Raw genomic sequence first — 17,636 nt, 5'->3', positions numbered from 1 at the left:
GTCTACAAATAAATTAAAAATCTACTAGCTCATTATGCTTGCCCACTAGGGAAAGGAATCACCTCTTCTAAACTGCTTGCACCTGTTATGACCATCAGCAACCTATCAACACCAACTGCGATACCGCTACAAGGTATTAAATCATTAGACGCCGCTAATAAGTGCTCATCGATTGGCATTTGGGGCAGATTATGATGCTGACGCAATTGATTGTCTTGTTCAAAGCGTGCTCGTAAAGCCTGACCATCTGCCAGCTCATCATAGGCGTTAGCAATCTCAATGCCATTGATATACAGCTCAAAACGCTTTGCGACTTTATTGCCCTCTTTATCTAAAGCCGTTTTTGCCAATGCCGCCGTCGCAGGGGGATACTCTATAATCAACGTTGGCAAATCATGTCCCAGATTTGGCTCTACGGCATGACTGAACAACAAATCCAACCAGCTCTGGCGACGACTCTCCTCGCTATCGTCAGCGTTGTTGAAATCAAACCCTGTCAGACCACTATCTTCTGCTACTGCTTGTAGCGCAGCTAAACTCGCTGTCAGTGGATGGATACCAACGAAATCCATAAAGGCATCGACGTAGCGGTAATGACTCATCACAATCGAATGACCATAAAGCGCCGCCAACAACTCATTAAGCTCGCCTGCCATATCATCTAAGCTGTAATTAGGTTGGTACCATTCGAGCATCGTAAACTCGATATTATGGCGCACACCTATTTCGTTATCTCGAAAGACAGGGCAGATTTGATAAATAGGTACTTGCCAACTGGCTAATAAACGCTTCATCGCGAACTCGGGAGACGTGTGCAAGTAGTAAGTGCGAGGACGATCTTGGTAGGTCACCTGCGCTGCTACTGATTGTAAAAAAGTATCGGTATTACCTGCCTGCGATAAAAGCGGTGTCTGTACCTCAAGCACTTGGCGACTCGTAAAAAACTGTCGAATATCTCCGATGAATTGCGCACGCTGCTGTGCCATCGCAAGTGTCATGGTTGGTGCATATTTTGGTTTTGTGTCGTAACTGGGCATGCTGTTTGGTTGGCTCATGACGGTCTACCGTGATTCACGAATAATAAATTGATAACGACGTAATTGCTTGAGTCTTAAGTGGTCCACTTGATACGTCAAGCTTGCCATTCACGGCGAAGATGATAATCACGACGCAGCTGATCAAAATCATCCCCATTGACCTGTCCTGTCATCTGTTCATCAGATACATTGCTATATGTCTTACTGGATAAATTGCTAGACACATTATGAGATACTTTGTTTCGCAATGCAGCGTCATCTTGCATGATGTCATAGAACTTAGCCAATCTGTCTGGATGTGCTTTTAGTTCCGACCATAGAAACATATTGAGTGGTAGCAGGTTAGACATCGACTGGACAGGTGTTATCGCAAGCGTCGCGCATAGGGCATCATAAATAATTTGTGTACCTCGCAGTTTACCCTCTAGCGTGTAGCCAGCGATATGCGGCGTGGCAATAGCAAGCTTCGATAATAATCTTGCAGCAACTTTTGGTTCATACTCAAACACATCTAGTACCACTTGTCGCCCAGTACGATCAATATCGCTCATTAGGTCACTTTCATTAATGACAGGACCACGTGCGCTATTAATCAGTATCGTATCAGCGGACATCGCTGCCAATGCCTCTGCATCAATAAGGTGATAGGTTGGATACTCACTCCCGCGAGGATTACTATCGGCTTTCTCGGTCGTCAAAGGCACATGTAGACTGACTACGTCGCTTTGAGACAGGACTTGCTCAAGGCTAGCATTGTTGGTTGTGGACGCTGGGACTAAGGGATCATAACCTAGTACTTGCCATCCTAAATCATGTGCATACTGAGCAAGCGTACTACCAATATTGCCAAGTCCAATGATGCCTAGTGTCATAGGCTTCGTAGATGTTGTCGACTGCTGCCAATATTGCGGACGCAACGTCAAAATAGACGTCAACACATACTGAGCCACAGAATGCTTACTACAGCCTGCCGCATTGGCAAAAGTAATATTACGCATGGTGAGATAGTCTTGATCGACATGGTCGGTGCCGATAGTCGCCGAACCAATAAACTGCACGCTATGATTATCAGCCAATAACGCCTCACCTACTCGCGTCACAGAGCGTATCAGTAATATATCTGGCTGTACCTCAGCAAGCAAATGTGCATCGATATCACGGCCAGCAGTGCTTATGATATTGACAGTTTGCTCAGTCAGCTTACCCAGTGTCTCAGTGTTAAAAAACTCACTTAGACTAGCAATGTTGCTATCAGCAACGATAGTAATGCCCTTAATTTTGCTCATCTTATCCATTTTTACTGCCTATAACGTCTGCAACGTTCGAGTTTGTTGTTAGCTACATTTTCTATCCTATAGGTTTGCTATATAGATTCGTTTTTACCAACTATTTCTTGTTCTGGCCTAGGCACTGGCGTTACAGCACCAGTCTCAGAGAGCATAACTTCTTGCTGAGCGAATATCTCATTCTTGTGCTGTGATATCCACTCGCGCCATACGGCAAGACCGATGGCCAGTACCACAGGACCGATAAACAACCCGACAAAACCAAATGCGGTCAGACCGCCCAATACTCCGATAAAAATAATGATAAAAGGAATCTTGGTCGCGCCACTAATGACGATAGGACGAATCAAATTATCCACCCAACTGATCACTAATACGCCCCATAGTGCCAGACCAATACCGCCTGCAGTATGCCCTTGGCTCAATAGCCAAATCGATACACCGCCCCAAACGAATGGAGTTCCAAACGGGATCAATGCAATGATGAAGGTGACGATAGTCAATAAAATAGGACTTGGCGCACCAGAGAAGTAATAGCCAATGCCAGCGAGCGTCGCTTGCGCCAGTGCTGTGAGCCCAATACCGTATACGACCGCGCGGGTGGTTGTACCCACAGAGTCAATGTAGCCATCGATGCGGTTGCCAATGATGTTGCGTAGCGCTTGGCGAATTTGGCGTACCAAACTGGTGCCATCACGATAAAAAAAGAATAAGGTCATCAGTGCCATACCAAGTTTGGCCAGCGCACTAAACACCACATCGAATGCGATCTTGCCATAATACAGATGCGACTGAACCCAAAGACGAAAGGTCTCTAATGTCCCTTCTGGATTCTTGTTGATTCGCCACAGTACATCTTTGACTTGCTGCCCAATGATAGGCAGCTCTTTGAGTGAGTCAGGCACATCCAAATAGCCCACTTTAATACGGTATATCAAATTACTAATGAGACTTAGCGCTTCTTGCTGCAAAATAAAAACCCCGATAACCAGTGGTATGCCTATCATCAAGGAGATACTGACCGTCATAATCGCAGCACTAAAATCTGGACTTAACTTAACTTTTTCGTGAAAAAACTTATAAACAGGAAACGTCACATATGCCAAAATCGCAGCCCACAGTGCAGGCACAATAAAAAACTGCACCACTTGAAAGCACAATACAAATAGCGCAACCAGCAACGTAATAGCAAGTAAGCGCTGAATAATAAATTCTTTTGTCCAGTTTTCAATCATAGCGTATAAACCAAGAGCGGACAGCAAACGACAGCTTGCTGGCGAGTTTATAAATGGGTGATGAACACCAGCTTATAGATGGTGTCCATAAACGGTATCCATAGGCGAGTGTGGTAGCTTATTTATGTATCAATAAAAACGACGTTGACGCTAATAAATCAAATGATAGTGTCAAATATTTACAGACTATCACTCCCATAAGGACATAACGAAAAGCGCCGTTGTTACACTTTATTATGCAATAAAGTACGATAATTATATAACGCTATGTTGTAATCTTTACTTACAACTTTGTCTATGTAAGCTTACTAGATGATGACCACAATAACTAGCGCATAATGCATGGATTTGGTATGTAAAAACGGTGTAATTGAAACCACTTTTGTGTGCAGCTATTAAACTGCTATCTTATGAGGGAATTCACTGGTGCGTTCTATTTGTCGTGACAATTGATGTTATACTAAAGCAATTATTTTAAGCTTTTCAATATAGTTAAGTGTATTTGCACGCATTTATTTTTGTCGTTGGCACAGACACTATAACTGATAAGGCAGAGTCTAGATCCTCTTGTATCGTTGTCATCTAGACTATTATAAACGCTAATTTTAAGATGGCGTGATTAGTTGGGACAGCAGGTATAGCGAGTAAAATTTTACATATTGTCTTAGCGCTTATGCCAGATTTAGACTCTTTATATCCGCTCAATATTCGAGCGTGATAGTTTAGAGCGAAGTTTTGAATGTATTTAGGACTTATTTTAAACCAATAAAAATTCACCACATTTTAATAATATATCGATAGGAACAATAACAATGTCAAAAGACACTGATAACCCAAACTCTAACCCCTCAAACGAAACTAGCAAGACCAATAAATCACAAGATACTGTCACGTTTGCTTTAGCCCAATCACATTTTTTGGTAGGTGATATCGCAACCAACGTCGAAAAAATGCGTACCCTTGCATTACAAGCTCGCGAACAAGGGGCTGACGTCATTGTATTCCCAGAGCTGGCTTTGCTCGGCTACCCTCCACAAGACTTATTGCTACGTCCAAGCTTATCAGGCCGCGTCAAAAGCGCCCTATCTACCCTGAGTGATATCGACGATATCGTTATGATTGTCGGCTATCCGCATGTCGATCATCACGGTACGTTTAACTCTGCCGCTATCTTGCACAACGGTCATCAAAAAGGCTTTTATCATAAGCAAATTTTGCCAAATTATGGCGTGTTTGATGAGCGTCGTTATTTTGATAAAGGTCGTAACCAAGTTTTGTTTGACTATAAAGGCATTACTATCGGTCTGCTCATCTGCGAAGACCTATGGGAAAAAGCACCTATCGCCGAACTCAAGAAACAAGGTGCTGACCTCATTGTTAGCTTAAATGCGTCACCTTTTGAGATTGAAAAACAAGACAACCGTAAGACCATGCTTGCCAAACGCAGCCGTGAAAACAATCTGCCTATCGTCTATGTCAACGCTGTTGGCGGTCAAGATGACCTGGTGTTTGATGGCGGCTCTATGACCGTACAAGCAGACGGTAGCGTGGCCCATGAAGCACCGCGCTTTATGAATCAACTATTATTATCCACTTTAGATGTAAAGACTGCCAAATTTGACAGCCAAGCTAAAGCACCGCTAACACTAAGCCGTGAGTCAGAGATGTACCAAGCATTAGTCGTCGGTCTACGCGACTATGTCAATCATTCTGGCTTCTCTGGCATTATCGTTGGATTATCAGGTGGTATCGATTCGGCACTAACGCTTTGTATCGCTGTTGATGCACTAGGCGCTGATAAAGTCTACGCGGTCATGATGCCATATGAGTACACCTCTCAGATCAGTTTAGAAGATGCACAGGCTCAAGCGCGTCGCTTGAATGTCTCTTATACCGTATGTCCTATTTTTGATGCTGTTGAAGGTATCCGTCATACATTGGCCCCATTGTTCAATAAATCACCGGCTGACACTACTGAAGAGAATATCCAGGCCCGTGCTCGCGGTGTCGTATTGATGGCACTGTCTAACAAGTTTGGTCATCTGGTCATCACGACGGGTAACAAATCAGAGTTAGCCGTTGGTTACTCAACCTTATATGGTGATATGGCAGGTGGATTTGATGTCTTAAAAGACGTGTACAAATCACAAGTCTATAAATTGGCAAGCTATCGCAATCGTTTAGAAGACACCCCCGTCATTCCTGAGCGCGTTATCACTCGCCCGCCATCAGCTGAACTGCGTCCCGATCAAAAAGATCAAGACAGCCTGCCTGATTATGATGTATTAGACAGTATTTTGATGTCATATATCGATGAAGATATGGGCTATCAGGAAATTATCGATAAAGGTTTCGACGCTGACATGGTGGCAAAAGTCATCAAGATGGTAGACAACAGCGAATACAAACGCTTGCAGTCTCCTATCGGTACGAAAATTACCCACAAGGCTTTTGGACGTGAGCGTCGTTATCCATTAGTCAATAAATGGTCAATAAAAGGCTAAATATTGCATCCCTAGCAACTTCTAAAATGTAGAAATTGCTAAGGGCTAGTTAGCTGGTTTTACACAGTCCTGAATTTTACGATTAGCTGGGTGCTTGCCCAGCTTTTTTGGTTTCTATATATCAACAATCTTCATAAATAACGATTTTCTTTTGTACCCTCCCACCGATTATTTCTCATTTAATTGTCTTTATTTATTTTTTCGAGTACGTCATGAGTTTGCTAACCGCTAGTGTGTTTCTTCTTTTACTGCTTGCCTTGAGTGCCTGTGTTTCTGCTACTGAGATTGCCATTGCCGCTGGACGCAAAATAAAACTCCAAATTATGGCAAAAGAAGGAGACGTCCGTGCCTTTGATGTTCTCAAAATGCAGGAGCACCCTGGTAGTTTTATTACTGTTGTGCAGGTGGTGCTAAATGCAGTAGCAATCTCTGCGGGTGCCGTGGGTGAATCAGCCATTAGCCCTTATCTTGAGCAGTTATTAGGTAGCGAGGCAGTAGCATCAGTCATATCGTTTGTGCTCATCACCAGCTTGTTTTCTTTACTTGCCGATTTGATGCCTAGACGTTTGGCAATGTCAAATGCTGAGACGTTAGCCGTACGACTGGTACGCCCAATGATATTATTAATCTTTGTATTAAAACCAGTCATATGGGTATTCGATGGCGCTGCGAATATTTTGTTTAGCTTTCTGGGTATCTCAACTATACGTCAAGATGATATGACCCCAGAAGATATCTATGCCGTCATGGATGCTGGTGCCGAGGCTGGTGTGCTAAAAAAACAAGAACACCACCTCATAGAAAATATCTTTGATATGCAAGAGCGTACTGTCACCTCAGTTATGAACCCACGCGAAAACATCGTTTATTTTGATACCAATACCAGTACCGAAGATGTAGTAAAGATCATGATTGCACAGCCACACAACAAGTTCTTGGTCTGTCATGATGATGATTTAGAGCATATCGTCGGCTATGTAGAGTCACGCAGCTTTTTGGCATTGGTGCTAAACCAGCAAGAGGTTAGCGTCACCAATAAAACTTTATTAAAGCCCGCTCTGTTTGTGCCTGATACGTTGTCTTTGTTTGAAGTGTTAGAGATGTTCAAATCTACTGGCGCTGACTTTGCGGTTATCGTCAATGAATACGGGCTCGTGGTTGGTGTCATCACGCTCAAAGATGTGATGAGTATTGTGATGGGTGAGCTTGTGACGCTTGAGGAGCAACCTATCGTTCAGCGTACTGACAACTCATGGCTCATCGATGGTATGACACCTATCGAAGACGTCATTCGCGCCTTAGACATTGTCGACTTACCACGCAGTGAGAACTATGAAACTATCAGCGGCTTTATGATGTATATGCTCCGAAAAATCCCAAAAAAGACCGATACTATTGAGTATGCCAATTATCGATTTGAAATTATTGCGACTGATAATCTCAAAATCACTCAAATGTTAGTGACCAAGTTAGAAGAGGCTACTTAACCAATAAATGAGTAAGTTTTTATTCCATCAGATGAGTACACAAACTTTGAGAGTACATACTCATTTTATAGCTGTCATAAAAAAAGCCCATAGCTCTAACAAAACCGTATAGCCAATAGCAATAGCATCAAAACATTCCCAAGCGACTCAGAATAACTTGACAGCGATTAAACCATTCTGAGTCTGCTTACTATTCAGCTTAAGGGACACGCCCTAGTCTCGCGCCCCAAAGATAGCCGTACCAACGCGTACCATGGTAGAGCCATTGTCTATTGCCTCTGCTATATCACCGCTCATCCCCATGCTAAGCGTATCCCAAGCCTTTAATTCTGGGTAGCTGATTTTGACCTCCTCAAACAGTGCTTTGGTTCGAGCAAAGGCATTTGTGTCTGTTTTGGCAGGGATAATCATCAAGCCACGTAGTTGTAGACGCTCGTATCCTTGAATCGCTGTGATCAGTTCTGGTAGTTGTTCTGGTAAGCAGCCTGATTTACTCTCCTCATTATCGATATTAAGTTGTATCAGCACATTCAGTGGTGCTAGATCAGCTGGGCGCTGATCATTCAAGCGTTTAGCGATAATATCGCGCTCAAGAGTCTGTACCCAATCGAAATGCTCTGCAATATCACGCGTCTTGTTACGCTGGATACTACCGATATAATGCCACACAATCTTGTCACCTTCAGACTGTGACTTTAGCGAATTGATTTTCTCGATAGCTTCTTGTAGGTAGTTTTCACCAAAGTCCCGCTGTCCTTGCTTGGCTAAAGCTGCCACCATATTAGCAGGTTTGGTTTTCGAAACTGCTAGCAAGGTCGTATGATTGGCAGATCTGTCTGCATGATCGGCTGCTTGTTCATAAACTTGAGTCATTTGTGTTTTTACTTGCTGCCAATTATCAATCAACATTTGATTATCAATATTGCAGTTTGTCTTTGTCGTATTTGTCATATATCAGGATCTCGTTTTTTTTAGCTTTTTAATAGTCTGTGCAGAAAATCTTTATTATGAATAGTAAATAAGGTAATTAAATCTCATCAATAAAGTAAATCACTTATTTTTTATATGGAAATTGAGCTTGAAAATAATTAATTTTATATTTTATTCAGGAGTGGATGGTTAAATACTCATAGTCTTGTTATGATATTGTTACATGCATTAACATATGCTACTAAATATGATAGCAGTCATAAAGACTGCGTACTGGTTGACTCGTAGTTACTACGTGATTGTATAGAGTGACTGATCGATAGTTTATCACGTGCTCTCATGCTCTTTTGTCTTACGCTGACTGATTGATAGGAATATCGAATTATGGCTGAAAAAAACGCTTTAAGTATTGAAGATTTGCTACGTTTTACCGTAAAACACAAGGCATCAGATTTACATATTTCAGCAGGTATGCCTGCGATGATTCGTACCGATGGTGAAATGACCCGTATCAATATGCCTGCGATGACTCACCAAATGGTTCATCAGCTCATTTATGACATTATGAATGACAAGCAGCGTGCTGACTTTGAAGAGTTTTTTGAAACAGATTTTTCTTTTGAAATCCCCAATTTAGCTCGTTTTCGGGTGAATGCTTTTAATCAAAACCGCGGTGCAGGTGCGGTCTTTCGTACGATTCCATCCAAAGTTTTGACGATGGAAGACTTGGGAATGGGAGATGTTTTCAGACGTGTTTCAGATTTCAAACGCGGCGTAGTATTGGTCACCGGTCCAACAGGCTCGGGTAAATCCACTACCCTTGCGGCGATGATTGACTATATAAATGAAAGTCGTAAAGAGCATATTTTAACGATTGAGGATCCGATTGAATTTGTTCATGAGTCAAAGAAAAGCCTGATCAACCAGCGTGAAGTGCACCGTGACACATTGGGTTTTGAGCCGGCATTGCGTTCAGCATTGCGAGAAGATCCAGACGTGATCTTGGTCGGTGAGCTACGTGACCTTGAGACTATCCGTCTGGCACTGACAGCAGCAGAAACAGGTCACTTAGTGTTCGGTACGTTGCACACCAGCTCAGCTGCCAAAACGATTGACCGTGTCATTGATGTTTTTCCTGCTGCTGAAAAAGATATGATTCGTGCCATGCTATCGGAGTCGCTGCAGGCCGTGATTTCACAGACACTGTTGCGTCGTCAAGCCGGTGGCCGTGTGGCAGCTCACGAAATCATGCTAGGGACGCCAGCTATTCGTAACTTGATACGCGAAAACAAAATTGCTCAGATGTATTCTGCCATTCAAACGGGTGCAGGTGAAGGTATGATCACACTCGATCAAACCCTAAAGAATTTGGTAGGTAAAGGCACAATTAGTAAAGATGTGGCTCGTCCTTATGCTAAGCAACCTGAGGCATTTTTATAATACAATTTAAGCCAAATAAAAGGAGTAATGCTGGCTAGGTTTTATTGGTTTTTGTTTATAGTTTTTAAAATATAACTTCAAATAATATTTAATCTACTTACATCAAATGCAGGTACGATATGGACATTGATAAATTATTGCAATTAATGATTAATAAAAATGGTTCTGACCTTTTTATTACTGCTGATGTAGCACCTTCCATGAAAGTAAATGGAAAAATTTTGCCTGTGGGCAAAACCCCTTTAAGTGCTGATCAAACAATGACATTGGTTAAAGGAGTAATGACACCAAGCCAACAACAAGAATTTAAAGAAACGAACGAGTGTCAATTTGCGATCACTGATGAAGCACAGCAAGCACGATTTCGAGTCAGTGCATTTATACAACGCGATATGGCAGGAATGATTCTACGGAAAATTGAAAATAAAATTCCTACGGTCGAAGAGCTACGCCTGCCACCAGCGCTCAAAGAGTTATCCATGAAAAAGCGCGGTATCATCTTGCTGGTAGGCGCGACGGGTACAGGTAAATCCACTACCCTTGCGGCGATGATAGGACATCGCAATCAGCACTCGCATGGCCATATTATTACGATTGAAGACCCTATCGAGTTTGTGCATAAACACCGTGGCTGTATCATTACTCAGCGTGAAGTCGGTATTGATACCCACTCCTTTGAAGCTGGCTTGAAGAACACGCTACGCCAAGCACCAGATGTTATCTTGATCGGTGAGATTCGTAACCGTGAGGTCATGAGCTATGCGATTCAATATGCAGAGACAGGACATTTAGTGTTTGCTACCCTGCATGCCAACAATGCTAACCAAGCTATTGACCGTATCATTCATTTCTTTGAAACCAGTCGCCATAATCAGCTCTTTATGGACTTATCCTTGAACTTGCAAGCCATTATCGCTCAGCAACTCATCCCAACTCCTGACGGCAGAGGACGCCGCGCGGCTATTGAAATCTTATTGAACTCTCAGCTGATCAGTGACTATATTCGTAAAGGTGAGGTACACGAGATCAAAGATGTCATGACGCGCTCAAGAGACAGCGGTATGCAAACCTTTGATCAGGCGTTATTTGACTTGTATGAACAAGGGGAAATCACTTACAAAGAAGCCATTCTCCATGCTGACTCTCCTAATGACTTGCGCCTAAAGATCAAACTTAGCAGCAAAAACGGTAAGGCCAATTTAGATGAAGGTGCTGATAGCCTATCGTTGGATGTCAGTTAGACAGTCAATTTTGCCATAGTATGATAATGAAATAACTAAAAAAGCCCTCGTTACTGATACGAGGGCTTTTTGATATAAATATACTGATAACGAGCCAAAAGATTATGAAGCCATAAAATCGTTACTTAGCACTGTCTCTGCAAGCTTGGTCAGCACAGATACCATATAATACTAGCGAATGACCTGAGAGTTTAAAGCCGTGCGTCTCCGCTACTTTCAGCTGCTCTTCCTCGATCACCTCATTGTGAAATTCAATAATCTTGCCACAAACATCACAGACCAGATGATCATGATGCTCTTCTTGGGTGATTTCAAACACTGACAGATTGTTTTCGAAGTTATGACGCTCAACAATACCTGCTTGCTCAAACTGAGTCAGCACACGATAGACTGTAGCTAGACCAACATCTTCACCTTGCTCGATCAGCGCTTTATATACTTCTTCTGCGCTCATATGATGCAGTTCTGCACTCTCTAATAGTTCTAGAATTTTGATGCGCGGTAGCGTGACCTTTAATCCTGCTCTGCGTAAATCTTGATTGGTAAAAGAAGCCATAATATCCCTTCTGACTGTGACAGTCTTAGCAAATTAAAAACTAAAAATAGGAGACGAATAATCGTTAAGGATTATTTTTTTGAATATAAGTGATTTTAATATTATAAAAACAGCGCTACTGAAGCGAATCTCTTGCTTATTGTTTTTTCGATGACACCATGCAAGCGCATGAATTTAAAATATAAATAATAAAATCGCTCAGGTAGTGTTTGGTAAATAATGTCGTAAGTGGTAGGCAATTGCAAGTAAATGACGTATCATTTGTTCAAGATTGTCGGTCAGACTTGCATCATCTAACGTTGACCGCGCCTAATTCATTTCTTATGAGTCATCTTACCATGATAAAGACATTAAATTTTCGTCCGTTGAGCCATGCCAGTGTATTACGCAAAATTGTCATGACCAGCATGCTTAGCGCTACTGTCGCTATGTCTGGCTGCTCATTATTGAGTGTTTATAAGATTGATTTGCCACAAGGCACAGCGATTACTCAAGTACAAGCACAAAAACTAAAAGTAGGCATGAACCAAAACCAAGTGCTCTATATTCTTGGTAGCCCTGCGATCAGAGATACCCTTGAGCCTAAGCGCTGGGATTATATCTACGATTATAAAGCAGGCACAGAAGGTAGCCGCAAAGGTATTACTGATGTCAAAAATGCCAGCCAGCACTTAGTGGTTTACTTCGATGATAATGGCTTGGTCACGCGTATCGAAGGTATCGAAAGCTTACCAGCATCATAGTCGATGAGAGTATGAGATCCAATGAAAGCTATGAGCGCTAACTGCTAATCATCTATCCGCGAGATTTGTTTTTGCGCTGAGACATTGGATCAGCGCTCAAACTGCGATACACCTCAATACGGTCAAAAGGCTGTAATACGTAACTGAGCGGCTGTTTTTGTGCATAGATACCTACATGCCAACGTTTAGCCGTTGGCGTAGCCACATCTTTGACTTGCTCACACCACTCTGCTAATTCTGCAAACTTCTCTAACCATCCTGCTTGATTCAGTGCGTCGTATAGACTGGTTCCAGATATGACTTTTAACGCCAAGTAATGTTGACACCGCTCATCTTCAGCATACGCCAGATATACCGTCATTAGCTTGGACTCAACAGATTGCGGCGTACTATTACTATTGGTATTCCCCGTTAGCTCAGCCACTGCATCACCCAACCTATCAGTGCTAGCAGTAATGCTAATGGCACCACCAAACGTATTGCTATGCGCCACAAGTTATAGAACGCTTCATTGCTAAAATTCAATGACTTGCGTAGATGACTGATTTTCATCTGCCAACCTGCAAATATCGATAATAACAATACAGCGATACTACTAACTATCACTAAGATACCTACCAGCCATTGGGTTGGAATGGCAACTACCAGTAGCAACGCTAAAGCAAAAGTCATTATTAAACTGACTAACAGTCCAAATTTATGCGTTAACTGCTGTGTGCTGTAATGTAATAGGTAGCTTGCCACGAACAGCACCCCGATCCAATATGATAGCTGGCCAATCGGAGGTAATGACATACCACTGATAAACAAGGCTACAACACCCACCATTAGCTGTAATATCCAAATCGGTAATACCAATTTCGTTGCACGGTAGTGACGAGCGGCAGCTCTACTTTGTGCTTGCTGATCGCTGGTTTCTACTGCTGTGACTGTTTGTTTGCTAACCAAGTTCTGAGCGAACCAGTACAGCCCTGTACCTGCACCGACACTGACCAATGCAAGTGCCACTGCGCGTGCCCATTCCACCAAGCTGATATCCGTCATGGCAAAACCAGCATTTGGCACACCATTTGCGACACCCAGTACCAGCCCGATTACCATCAGTCCTAATCCAATGGGTAATGGTGCCACGCCTAATAAACTTAGTAAGACAGCAATAACCATCAACCCAGCAGCAACAGCAAAGCTTGGTATATTGGGTACACTATTTAGCTCAGTAAGCGCGCCTAATATACCAGTGCTGGCACCTGATATAATCAATGCTGCGATCACAATAGAAACCAATGCCGCAAGCCAACCAAAGCTTCGCCATATTGGGCTCGCATCAGCTTCACGAGTCAGCTTTTGCATACCAGCTAGCGGCCCCTCTACACTGCGGTAGGCCAATGCAATCTCAGCATAAACCACTGGCAATGCAACGACTACCATTGCTAGCAGCCATAGTAACCAAAAATCAATCTCACCAATTGACGTCGGTGCAAACCAACGAAACAGGAGTAACGGTAACAGCGCCGCGATAAAATAAGAGGCAGAACGGGTCATCATAATCTCAATCCAAACGATCTGATATCATCGACAAAAACTTGAGTAGCAGAAGAAGTCGCTACAAGTACTACGCACTGTAGACTAAGCGAATTTGATAAGGCTAATCATGTTTTTAAATTTGATATAAAGTGAATAATGATAATTTGTAATTATACAGACCAATGATAGGCATCTGTAAAGGAGTTAAGCTTTTATTGCTTGTCTGATATAAGAGACAAACAGTTATAAAAAAACCCCGAAAACGGGGTTTAATAGTTCAGGCATAGTAGATACAAAATGAAGTACTTAGCCATTTTATCTACAAGTGGCTGTTACTAGTATGCATCAATGCGACTCAATTAATGAATAGCACTCACGTAGTCTGACAAAATACGAATGTCACGATCTGATAGCTTCGATGCAACCGTTTGCATCATACCCATCTCGCCTTCTTTAGCAGCATCATTGACTCGTTTTTGGTCATCGCTATCGATATCATCAACACGTCCCGCAGCACGGAATAGTTTTAGCTGGGTAGAAATATACTCAGCGTGCTGTCCGCCTAGCTTTGGAAACGCAGCCCAAGTATTACCTGCCGCATCTGGTCCATGACAACCGGCACAGCCAATGACACCGCGTGACTTATCACCGCCCAAAAACAACTTGGTTGCTTCTTGGTTGGTTGCAGGGTTGCCGTAACCAACACCCCAAGGCGCTTGAGTAGCATAATAACCTGCCACGTCAGCCAGATCTTGCTGAGACAAGTTTGCAACCTGTGATTGCATGATACCGTTTTTGCGATAGCCTGCTTTAAAGTTGACCAACTGTTTGTATAGATACTTTACGTTTTGGCCACCAAGGTTTGGCTGTGCAGGAACAACACTGACACCATTAAGACCATGACACGCAGCACAAACGGTTTCTGCAATTTTCTGACCTGCTTCGATATCATGCTCAGGAACAACAATAGCAGCTTGTACGCTGAAACTTGCAACGCATAAGCTGGCAGCAGCGATTAACTTTTTCATTGATACAAATCCTACTAGCTCGGCGTAAGCATTATCTAGAATGATTGCATGGATAGGATACCCGATATAGCCGTCTCTTTAACAATGAGCATGGCGCATATTTTGAGGTATCGGACACAAGCAGTCTGAAAAGTACTTACTAATATCAGGGTTTATTTTCGATTATTATAGCAAGACTTTGTATCATTTGCCTACTTAATCATAGTATTCATCAGTTTTCTAACTGATACAGCCTAAAGCACCACACAAAAACAAAAAGCGCATCAAGGCCACAAGACCAGCGCTTTGTTTCATATACTTGGGCTTAATTTATAAGCTGACTACTGACTCATATACTCGATGAGTTTTCGATAGTCATCATCACTACAGGTGTCACAGAGACCACCTGCTGGCATCTGCGTCATACCACCTTTAACAGACTGAATAAGCGTCGGCATGCTTTTTTGTTCGATGAGCTGCTGCCACTTGGTACTATCGCCTTTTTTAATAGCATTTAATGCGCCACTATCATGGCAGGCTGCACATGAGTTATCATAGGTGGTGGCTATGTTAGTAACGTCAGCCGCACTTGCACTGCTAATTATGGCAATGCTCAAAAAGAATGCAGCACCACTAGCGGTCATAGCCGCATGACCTTTACTAAGAAGTTTATTGATTGAAAACATGGAGCACCTCCTCGTGATATTTCACGTGTCTCATCAATCGTTCTATTAAACGTCTTTCACTAAACATTGTAACAATATATGTCATGTAAACATAGGCAAATTGGATGTGGCTTTGTTAACGCCATCAACTTGTCTTATGAACCATTAACTTTAATGTTATTCTACTATTTATATGATGCTAATCGCAGTTATTTCAATAAGTAAGACAGGTAATGGTATAGAATAGCTACCAATGTAAAGTCGTAACTTTTATAGTGTATAACTAGTGATTTAGATTGAATTTATTGAGAGCAAATAGCTTTCATACATTACCTGCATTTCAGTACCAATTTAATATCCAAAAACTAACGTTTTATCACCGTATCCAATTTTTAAGATTAATGAGCCATTTATGAATACCCCGTTTACAGATGTTGCAGCCGAACATGCGCTGTTCAACACCAAGTCTCGTCAAAAAATTCAACAAACTGAATTTATGACATCAGCGCCTACTTTTAAGCTTTGTCCGCCTGATATGGGCTTAGAGGTCGCCTTTGCAGGTCGCTCGAACGCTGGTAAATCCTCGGCCATCAACGCTTTGACCAATCAGCGTCAACTGGCTCGTTCGTCTAAAACACCTGGACGTACGCAAATGATTAACTTTTTTAGTATCGGCGACACTGACAGACGATTGGTCGATTTGCCAGGTTATGGCTATGCCGCTGTACCACTTGAGATGAAAAAAGAATGGCAGGTTGAGCTAGAAGAGTATTTGGTATCACGATCAAGCCTGGCAGGATTGGTGCTGATGACAGATATTCGTCACCCCCTTAAGTTTTTTGATGAGCAGATGCTGCATTGGGCAAAAGATGGCGAGCTGCCGGTACATATTCTATTGACGAAAGCAGATAAGCTGAAATACGGCGCTTCCAAAAACGCCCTACTCAATACGCGCAAAAGACTCAAAAAACTAGGCTTGAACTGTACTATTCAGTTATTCTCGGCGCTCAGAAAAGAAGGTCTTGATGAGCTGGCGGGTATCATGGGCAACTGGTACGAGTATCAGCTCGATGCCGATAAAATCATTGAGTCCTCTTTTGCGTTATTAGAAGGTGCTGAACTAGAAGAAGCCATTGAAAAAGAAGGTACTCAAGAAGAAGATAAATAAATACGATAGTTTTGAGTTAAAAAGGGCTTATCGATAATAACGATAAACCCTTTTTTTATATAATATAATGATACTGTTATTTAAGCACACAATAGCTCGACCAATGCCTGCGGGGTATCAACCTGATAAGTAGGGTTTTGTGCGGCAAGTTCTGCACTCGTTGCCGTGCCATAGTTGACCGCTATACTGGTCATACCCAATGCCGTTGCCATCTGAATATCGTAGATACTGTCACCGATAAACACAGCGTCAGAAATCTGCTGCTGCGTATATTCCAAGATATCGGTCAACATCTGCGGATCAGGTTTTGAGCCTGACTCATCAGCACAGCGCGTCATCACAAAATAATGGTGACTCTTTGAGGCATCTAACACACGATCTAGCCCTTTTCTTTTTTTACCAGTGGCGACTGCAAGTTTTTTATCCTTCTGCTGCAAAGTCTGCAACATATTTTCTATCGGCTCAAATAGCGGCGTCGCATGACTGTTGGCAATATAATACTCTGCGTAGCTCTGTTGAATGGCGAGCATTTGCGACTCGTTGGCATGAGGATATAAAATCTCTATACCATTTATCAAACTCAAGCCAATGATGTCTTTAACCGCTTTATCAGTGGTTTCAAACCCGTGCGCCTCTCCCGCTACATGCATAGACTCAACGATCAAACCGATTGAATCCATCAACGTACCATCCCAATCAAAAATAATCAGTGTCTTATCAGAGAGATGATGCTCGTTTACAGATTGAGCATTTTTGGCAAGATCTGTAATTTTGGTTGTCATTGGTACAGTCATGAATTTACCTTAACGAATA

General features: G+C 42.4%; 16 protein-coding genes. 6 read left to right on the top strand and 10 right to left on the bottom strand.

Features of this window, described 5'->3' with window-relative positions:
* Nucleotides 1-32: 32 nt before the first annotated feature.
* The 3 genes from epmA to AC5JPY_RS09510 form a co-directional block, all read right to left on the bottom strand.
* On the bottom strand, nucleotides 33-1,055 hold the full coding sequence (gene epmA, locus AC5JPY_RS09520) for an EF-P lysine aminoacylase EpmA (protein ID WP_493852377.1): 1,023 nt from the start codon (nucleotides 1,053-1,055) through the stop codon (nucleotides 33-35).
* 77 nt (nucleotides 1,056-1,132) lie between these two features.
* Entirely contained in the window at nucleotides 1,133-2,314 is a 1,182-nt protein-coding gene (locus AC5JPY_RS09515; protein ID WP_493852732.1) for a 4-phosphoerythronate dehydrogenase, read from the bottom strand.
* Between the two features lie 86 nt (nucleotides 2,315-2,400).
* A complete protein-coding gene (locus tag AC5JPY_RS09510; protein WP_493852376.1) occupies nucleotides 2,401-3,558 on the bottom strand; it encodes an AI-2E family transporter in 1,158 nt (385 codons plus the stop codon).
* An 812-nt stretch (nucleotides 3,559-4,370) separates the two neighbouring features.
* On the opposite strand from AC5JPY_RS09510, the gene AC5JPY_RS09505 reads away from it, so the two are divergent.
* Together AC5JPY_RS09505 and paeA are read left to right on the top strand one after the other, a co-directional pair.
* Complete coding sequence (locus AC5JPY_RS09505) at nucleotides 4,371-6,062, top strand: NAD+ synthase (RefSeq protein ID WP_493852375.1); 1,692 nt, start codon at nucleotides 4,371-4,373, stop codon at nucleotides 6,060-6,062.
* Nucleotides 6,063-6,274: 212 nt separating this feature from the next.
* The gene (gene paeA, locus AC5JPY_RS09500) at nucleotides 6,275-7,549 is read left to right on the top strand and encodes a polyamine export protein PaeA (RefSeq protein WP_443525342.1); all 1,275 of its coding nucleotides are present in this window, start codon (nucleotides 6,275-6,277) and stop codon (nucleotides 7,547-7,549) included.
* A 213-nt stretch (nucleotides 7,550-7,762) separates the two neighbouring features.
* Here the strand turns inward: paeA and AC5JPY_RS09495 are convergent, their stop codons facing one another.
* On the bottom strand, nucleotides 7,763-8,500 hold the full coding sequence (locus AC5JPY_RS09495; RefSeq protein WP_443525341.1) for a YggS family pyridoxal phosphate-dependent enzyme: 738 nt from the start codon (nucleotides 8,498-8,500) through the stop codon (nucleotides 7,763-7,765).
* A gap of 363 nt (nucleotides 8,501-8,863) precedes the next feature.
* On the opposite strand from AC5JPY_RS09495, the gene AC5JPY_RS09490 reads away from it, so the two are divergent.
* Together AC5JPY_RS09490 and AC5JPY_RS09485 are read left to right on the top strand one after the other, a co-directional pair.
* A complete protein-coding gene (locus AC5JPY_RS09490) occupies nucleotides 8,864-9,919 on the top strand; it encodes a type IV pilus twitching motility protein PilT (protein WP_443525339.1) in 1,056 nt (351 codons plus the stop codon).
* 119 nt (nucleotides 9,920-10,038) lie between these two features.
* Nucleotides 10,039-11,160, top strand: coding sequence for a PilT/PilU family type 4a pilus ATPase (locus AC5JPY_RS09485; protein ID WP_443525337.1), 1,122 nt, complete (start codon nucleotides 10,039-10,041; stop codon nucleotides 11,158-11,160).
* A 121-nt stretch (nucleotides 11,161-11,281) separates the two neighbouring features.
* Here the strand turns inward: AC5JPY_RS09485 and fur are convergent, their stop codons facing one another.
* On the bottom strand, nucleotides 11,282-11,716 hold the full coding sequence (fur, locus tag AC5JPY_RS09480; protein WP_319051131.1) for a ferric iron uptake transcriptional regulator: 435 nt from the start codon (nucleotides 11,714-11,716) through the stop codon (nucleotides 11,282-11,284).
* Nucleotides 11,717-12,039: 323 nt separating this feature from the next.
* Between fur and AC5JPY_RS09475 the strand changes: the two genes are divergently transcribed.
* Nucleotides 12,040-12,459 carry an outer membrane protein assembly factor BamE gene (locus AC5JPY_RS09475; protein WP_443525334.1) on the top strand — a complete coding sequence of 140 codons (420 nt, stop codon included), beginning with the start codon at nucleotides 12,040-12,042 and terminating at the stop codon, nucleotides 12,457-12,459.
* A 52-nt stretch (nucleotides 12,460-12,511) separates the two neighbouring features.
* On the opposite strand, the gene AC5JPY_RS09470 is transcribed toward AC5JPY_RS09475, so the two are convergent.
* The 4 genes from AC5JPY_RS09470 to AC5JPY_RS09455 all read right to left on the bottom strand — a co-directional run bounded on the left by AC5JPY_RS09470 (nucleotide 12,512) and on the right by AC5JPY_RS09455 (nucleotide 15,676).
* Nucleotides 12,512-12,883 (bottom strand): RnfH family protein, encoded by a 372-nt coding sequence (locus tag AC5JPY_RS09470; protein ID WP_443525333.1) that lies wholly within the window; start codon nucleotides 12,881-12,883, stop codon nucleotides 12,512-12,514.
* Nucleotides 12,871-14,004 (bottom strand): hypothetical protein, encoded by a 1,134-nt coding sequence (locus tag AC5JPY_RS09465; protein WP_443525331.1) that lies wholly within the window; start codon nucleotides 14,002-14,004, stop codon nucleotides 12,871-12,873. Before AC5JPY_RS09465 ends, AC5JPY_RS09470 begins: the two co-directional genes overlap by 13 nt.
* A gap of 338 nt (nucleotides 14,005-14,342) precedes the next feature.
* Entirely contained in the window at nucleotides 14,343-15,011 is a 669-nt protein-coding gene (locus AC5JPY_RS09460; RefSeq protein WP_443525329.1) for a c-type cytochrome, read from the bottom strand.
* A gap of 320 nt (nucleotides 15,012-15,331) precedes the next feature.
* Nucleotides 15,332-15,676 carry a c-type cytochrome gene (locus AC5JPY_RS09455; protein WP_319051136.1) on the bottom strand — a complete coding sequence of 115 codons (345 nt, stop codon included), beginning with the start codon at nucleotides 15,674-15,676 and terminating at the stop codon, nucleotides 15,332-15,334.
* A gap of 391 nt (nucleotides 15,677-16,067) precedes the next feature.
* On the opposite strand from AC5JPY_RS09455, the gene yihA reads away from it, so the two are divergent.
* A complete protein-coding gene (gene yihA / locus AC5JPY_RS09450) occupies nucleotides 16,068-16,823 on the top strand; it encodes a ribosome biogenesis GTP-binding protein YihA/YsxC (protein WP_443525327.1) in 756 nt (251 codons plus the stop codon).
* An 80-nt stretch (nucleotides 16,824-16,903) separates the two neighbouring features.
* Here the strand turns inward: yihA and AC5JPY_RS09445 are convergent, their stop codons facing one another.
* Nucleotides 16,904-17,617: an HAD-IA family hydrolase gene (locus AC5JPY_RS09445; RefSeq protein WP_443525325.1), complete on the bottom strand. Its 714-nt coding sequence runs from the start codon at nucleotides 17,615-17,617 to the stop codon at nucleotides 16,904-16,906.
* Nucleotides 17,618-17,636: the final 19 nt, after the last annotated feature.

The sequence above is a fragment of the Psychrobacter sp. H27 genome, assembly GCF_059072655.1.
The sequence above is the reverse complement of the archived record's forward strand: the minus strand, read 5'-3'. Positions and strand labels throughout refer to the sequence as shown.

Bases quoted from the DNA above. Each gene is read 5' to 3' on its own strand.
- epmA (WP_493852377.1), bottom strand. From the start codon at position 1,055: ATGAGCCAACCAAACAGCATGCCCAGTTACGACACAAAACCAAAATAT.
- AC5JPY_RS09510 (WP_493852376.1), bottom strand. From the start codon at position 3,558: ATGATTGAAAACTGGACAAAAGAATTTATTATTCAGCGCTTACTTGCT.
- AC5JPY_RS09505 (WP_493852375.1), top strand. From the start codon at position 4,371: ATGTCAAAAGACACTGATAACCCAAACTCTAACCCCTCAAACGAAACT.
- paeA (WP_443525342.1), top strand. From the start codon at position 6,275: ATGAGTTTGCTAACCGCTAGTGTGTTTCTTCTTTTACTGCTTGCCTTG.
- AC5JPY_RS09495 (WP_443525341.1), bottom strand. From the start codon at position 8,500: ATGACAAATACGACAAAGACAAACTGCAATATTGATAATCAAATGTTG.
- AC5JPY_RS09490 (WP_443525339.1), top strand. From the start codon at position 8,864: ATGGCTGAAAAAAACGCTTTAAGTATTGAAGATTTGCTACGTTTTACC.
- AC5JPY_RS09485 (WP_443525337.1), top strand. From the start codon at position 10,039: ATGGACATTGATAAATTATTGCAATTAATGATTAATAAAAATGGTTCT.
- fur (WP_319051131.1), bottom strand. From the start codon at position 11,716: ATGGCTTCTTTTACCAATCAAGATTTACGCAGAGCAGGATTAAAGGTC.
- AC5JPY_RS09475 (WP_443525334.1), top strand. From the start codon at position 12,040: ATGAGTCATCTTACCATGATAAAGACATTAAATTTTCGTCCGTTGAGC.
- AC5JPY_RS09465 (WP_443525331.1), bottom strand. From the start codon at position 14,004: ATGATGACCCGTTCTGCCTCTTATTTTATCGCGGCGCTGTTACCGTTA.
- AC5JPY_RS09460 (WP_443525329.1), bottom strand. From the start codon at position 15,011: ATGAAAAAGTTAATCGCTGCTGCCAGCTTATGCGTTGCAAGTTTCAGC.
- AC5JPY_RS09455 (WP_319051136.1), bottom strand. From the start codon at position 15,676: ATGTTTTCAATCAATAAACTTCTTAGTAAAGGTCATGCGGCTATGACC.
- yihA (WP_443525327.1), top strand. From the start codon at position 16,068: ATGAATACCCCGTTTACAGATGTTGCAGCCGAACATGCGCTGTTCAAC.
- AC5JPY_RS09445 (WP_443525325.1), bottom strand. From the start codon at position 17,617: ATGACTGTACCAATGACAACCAAAATTACAGATCTTGCCAAAAATGCT.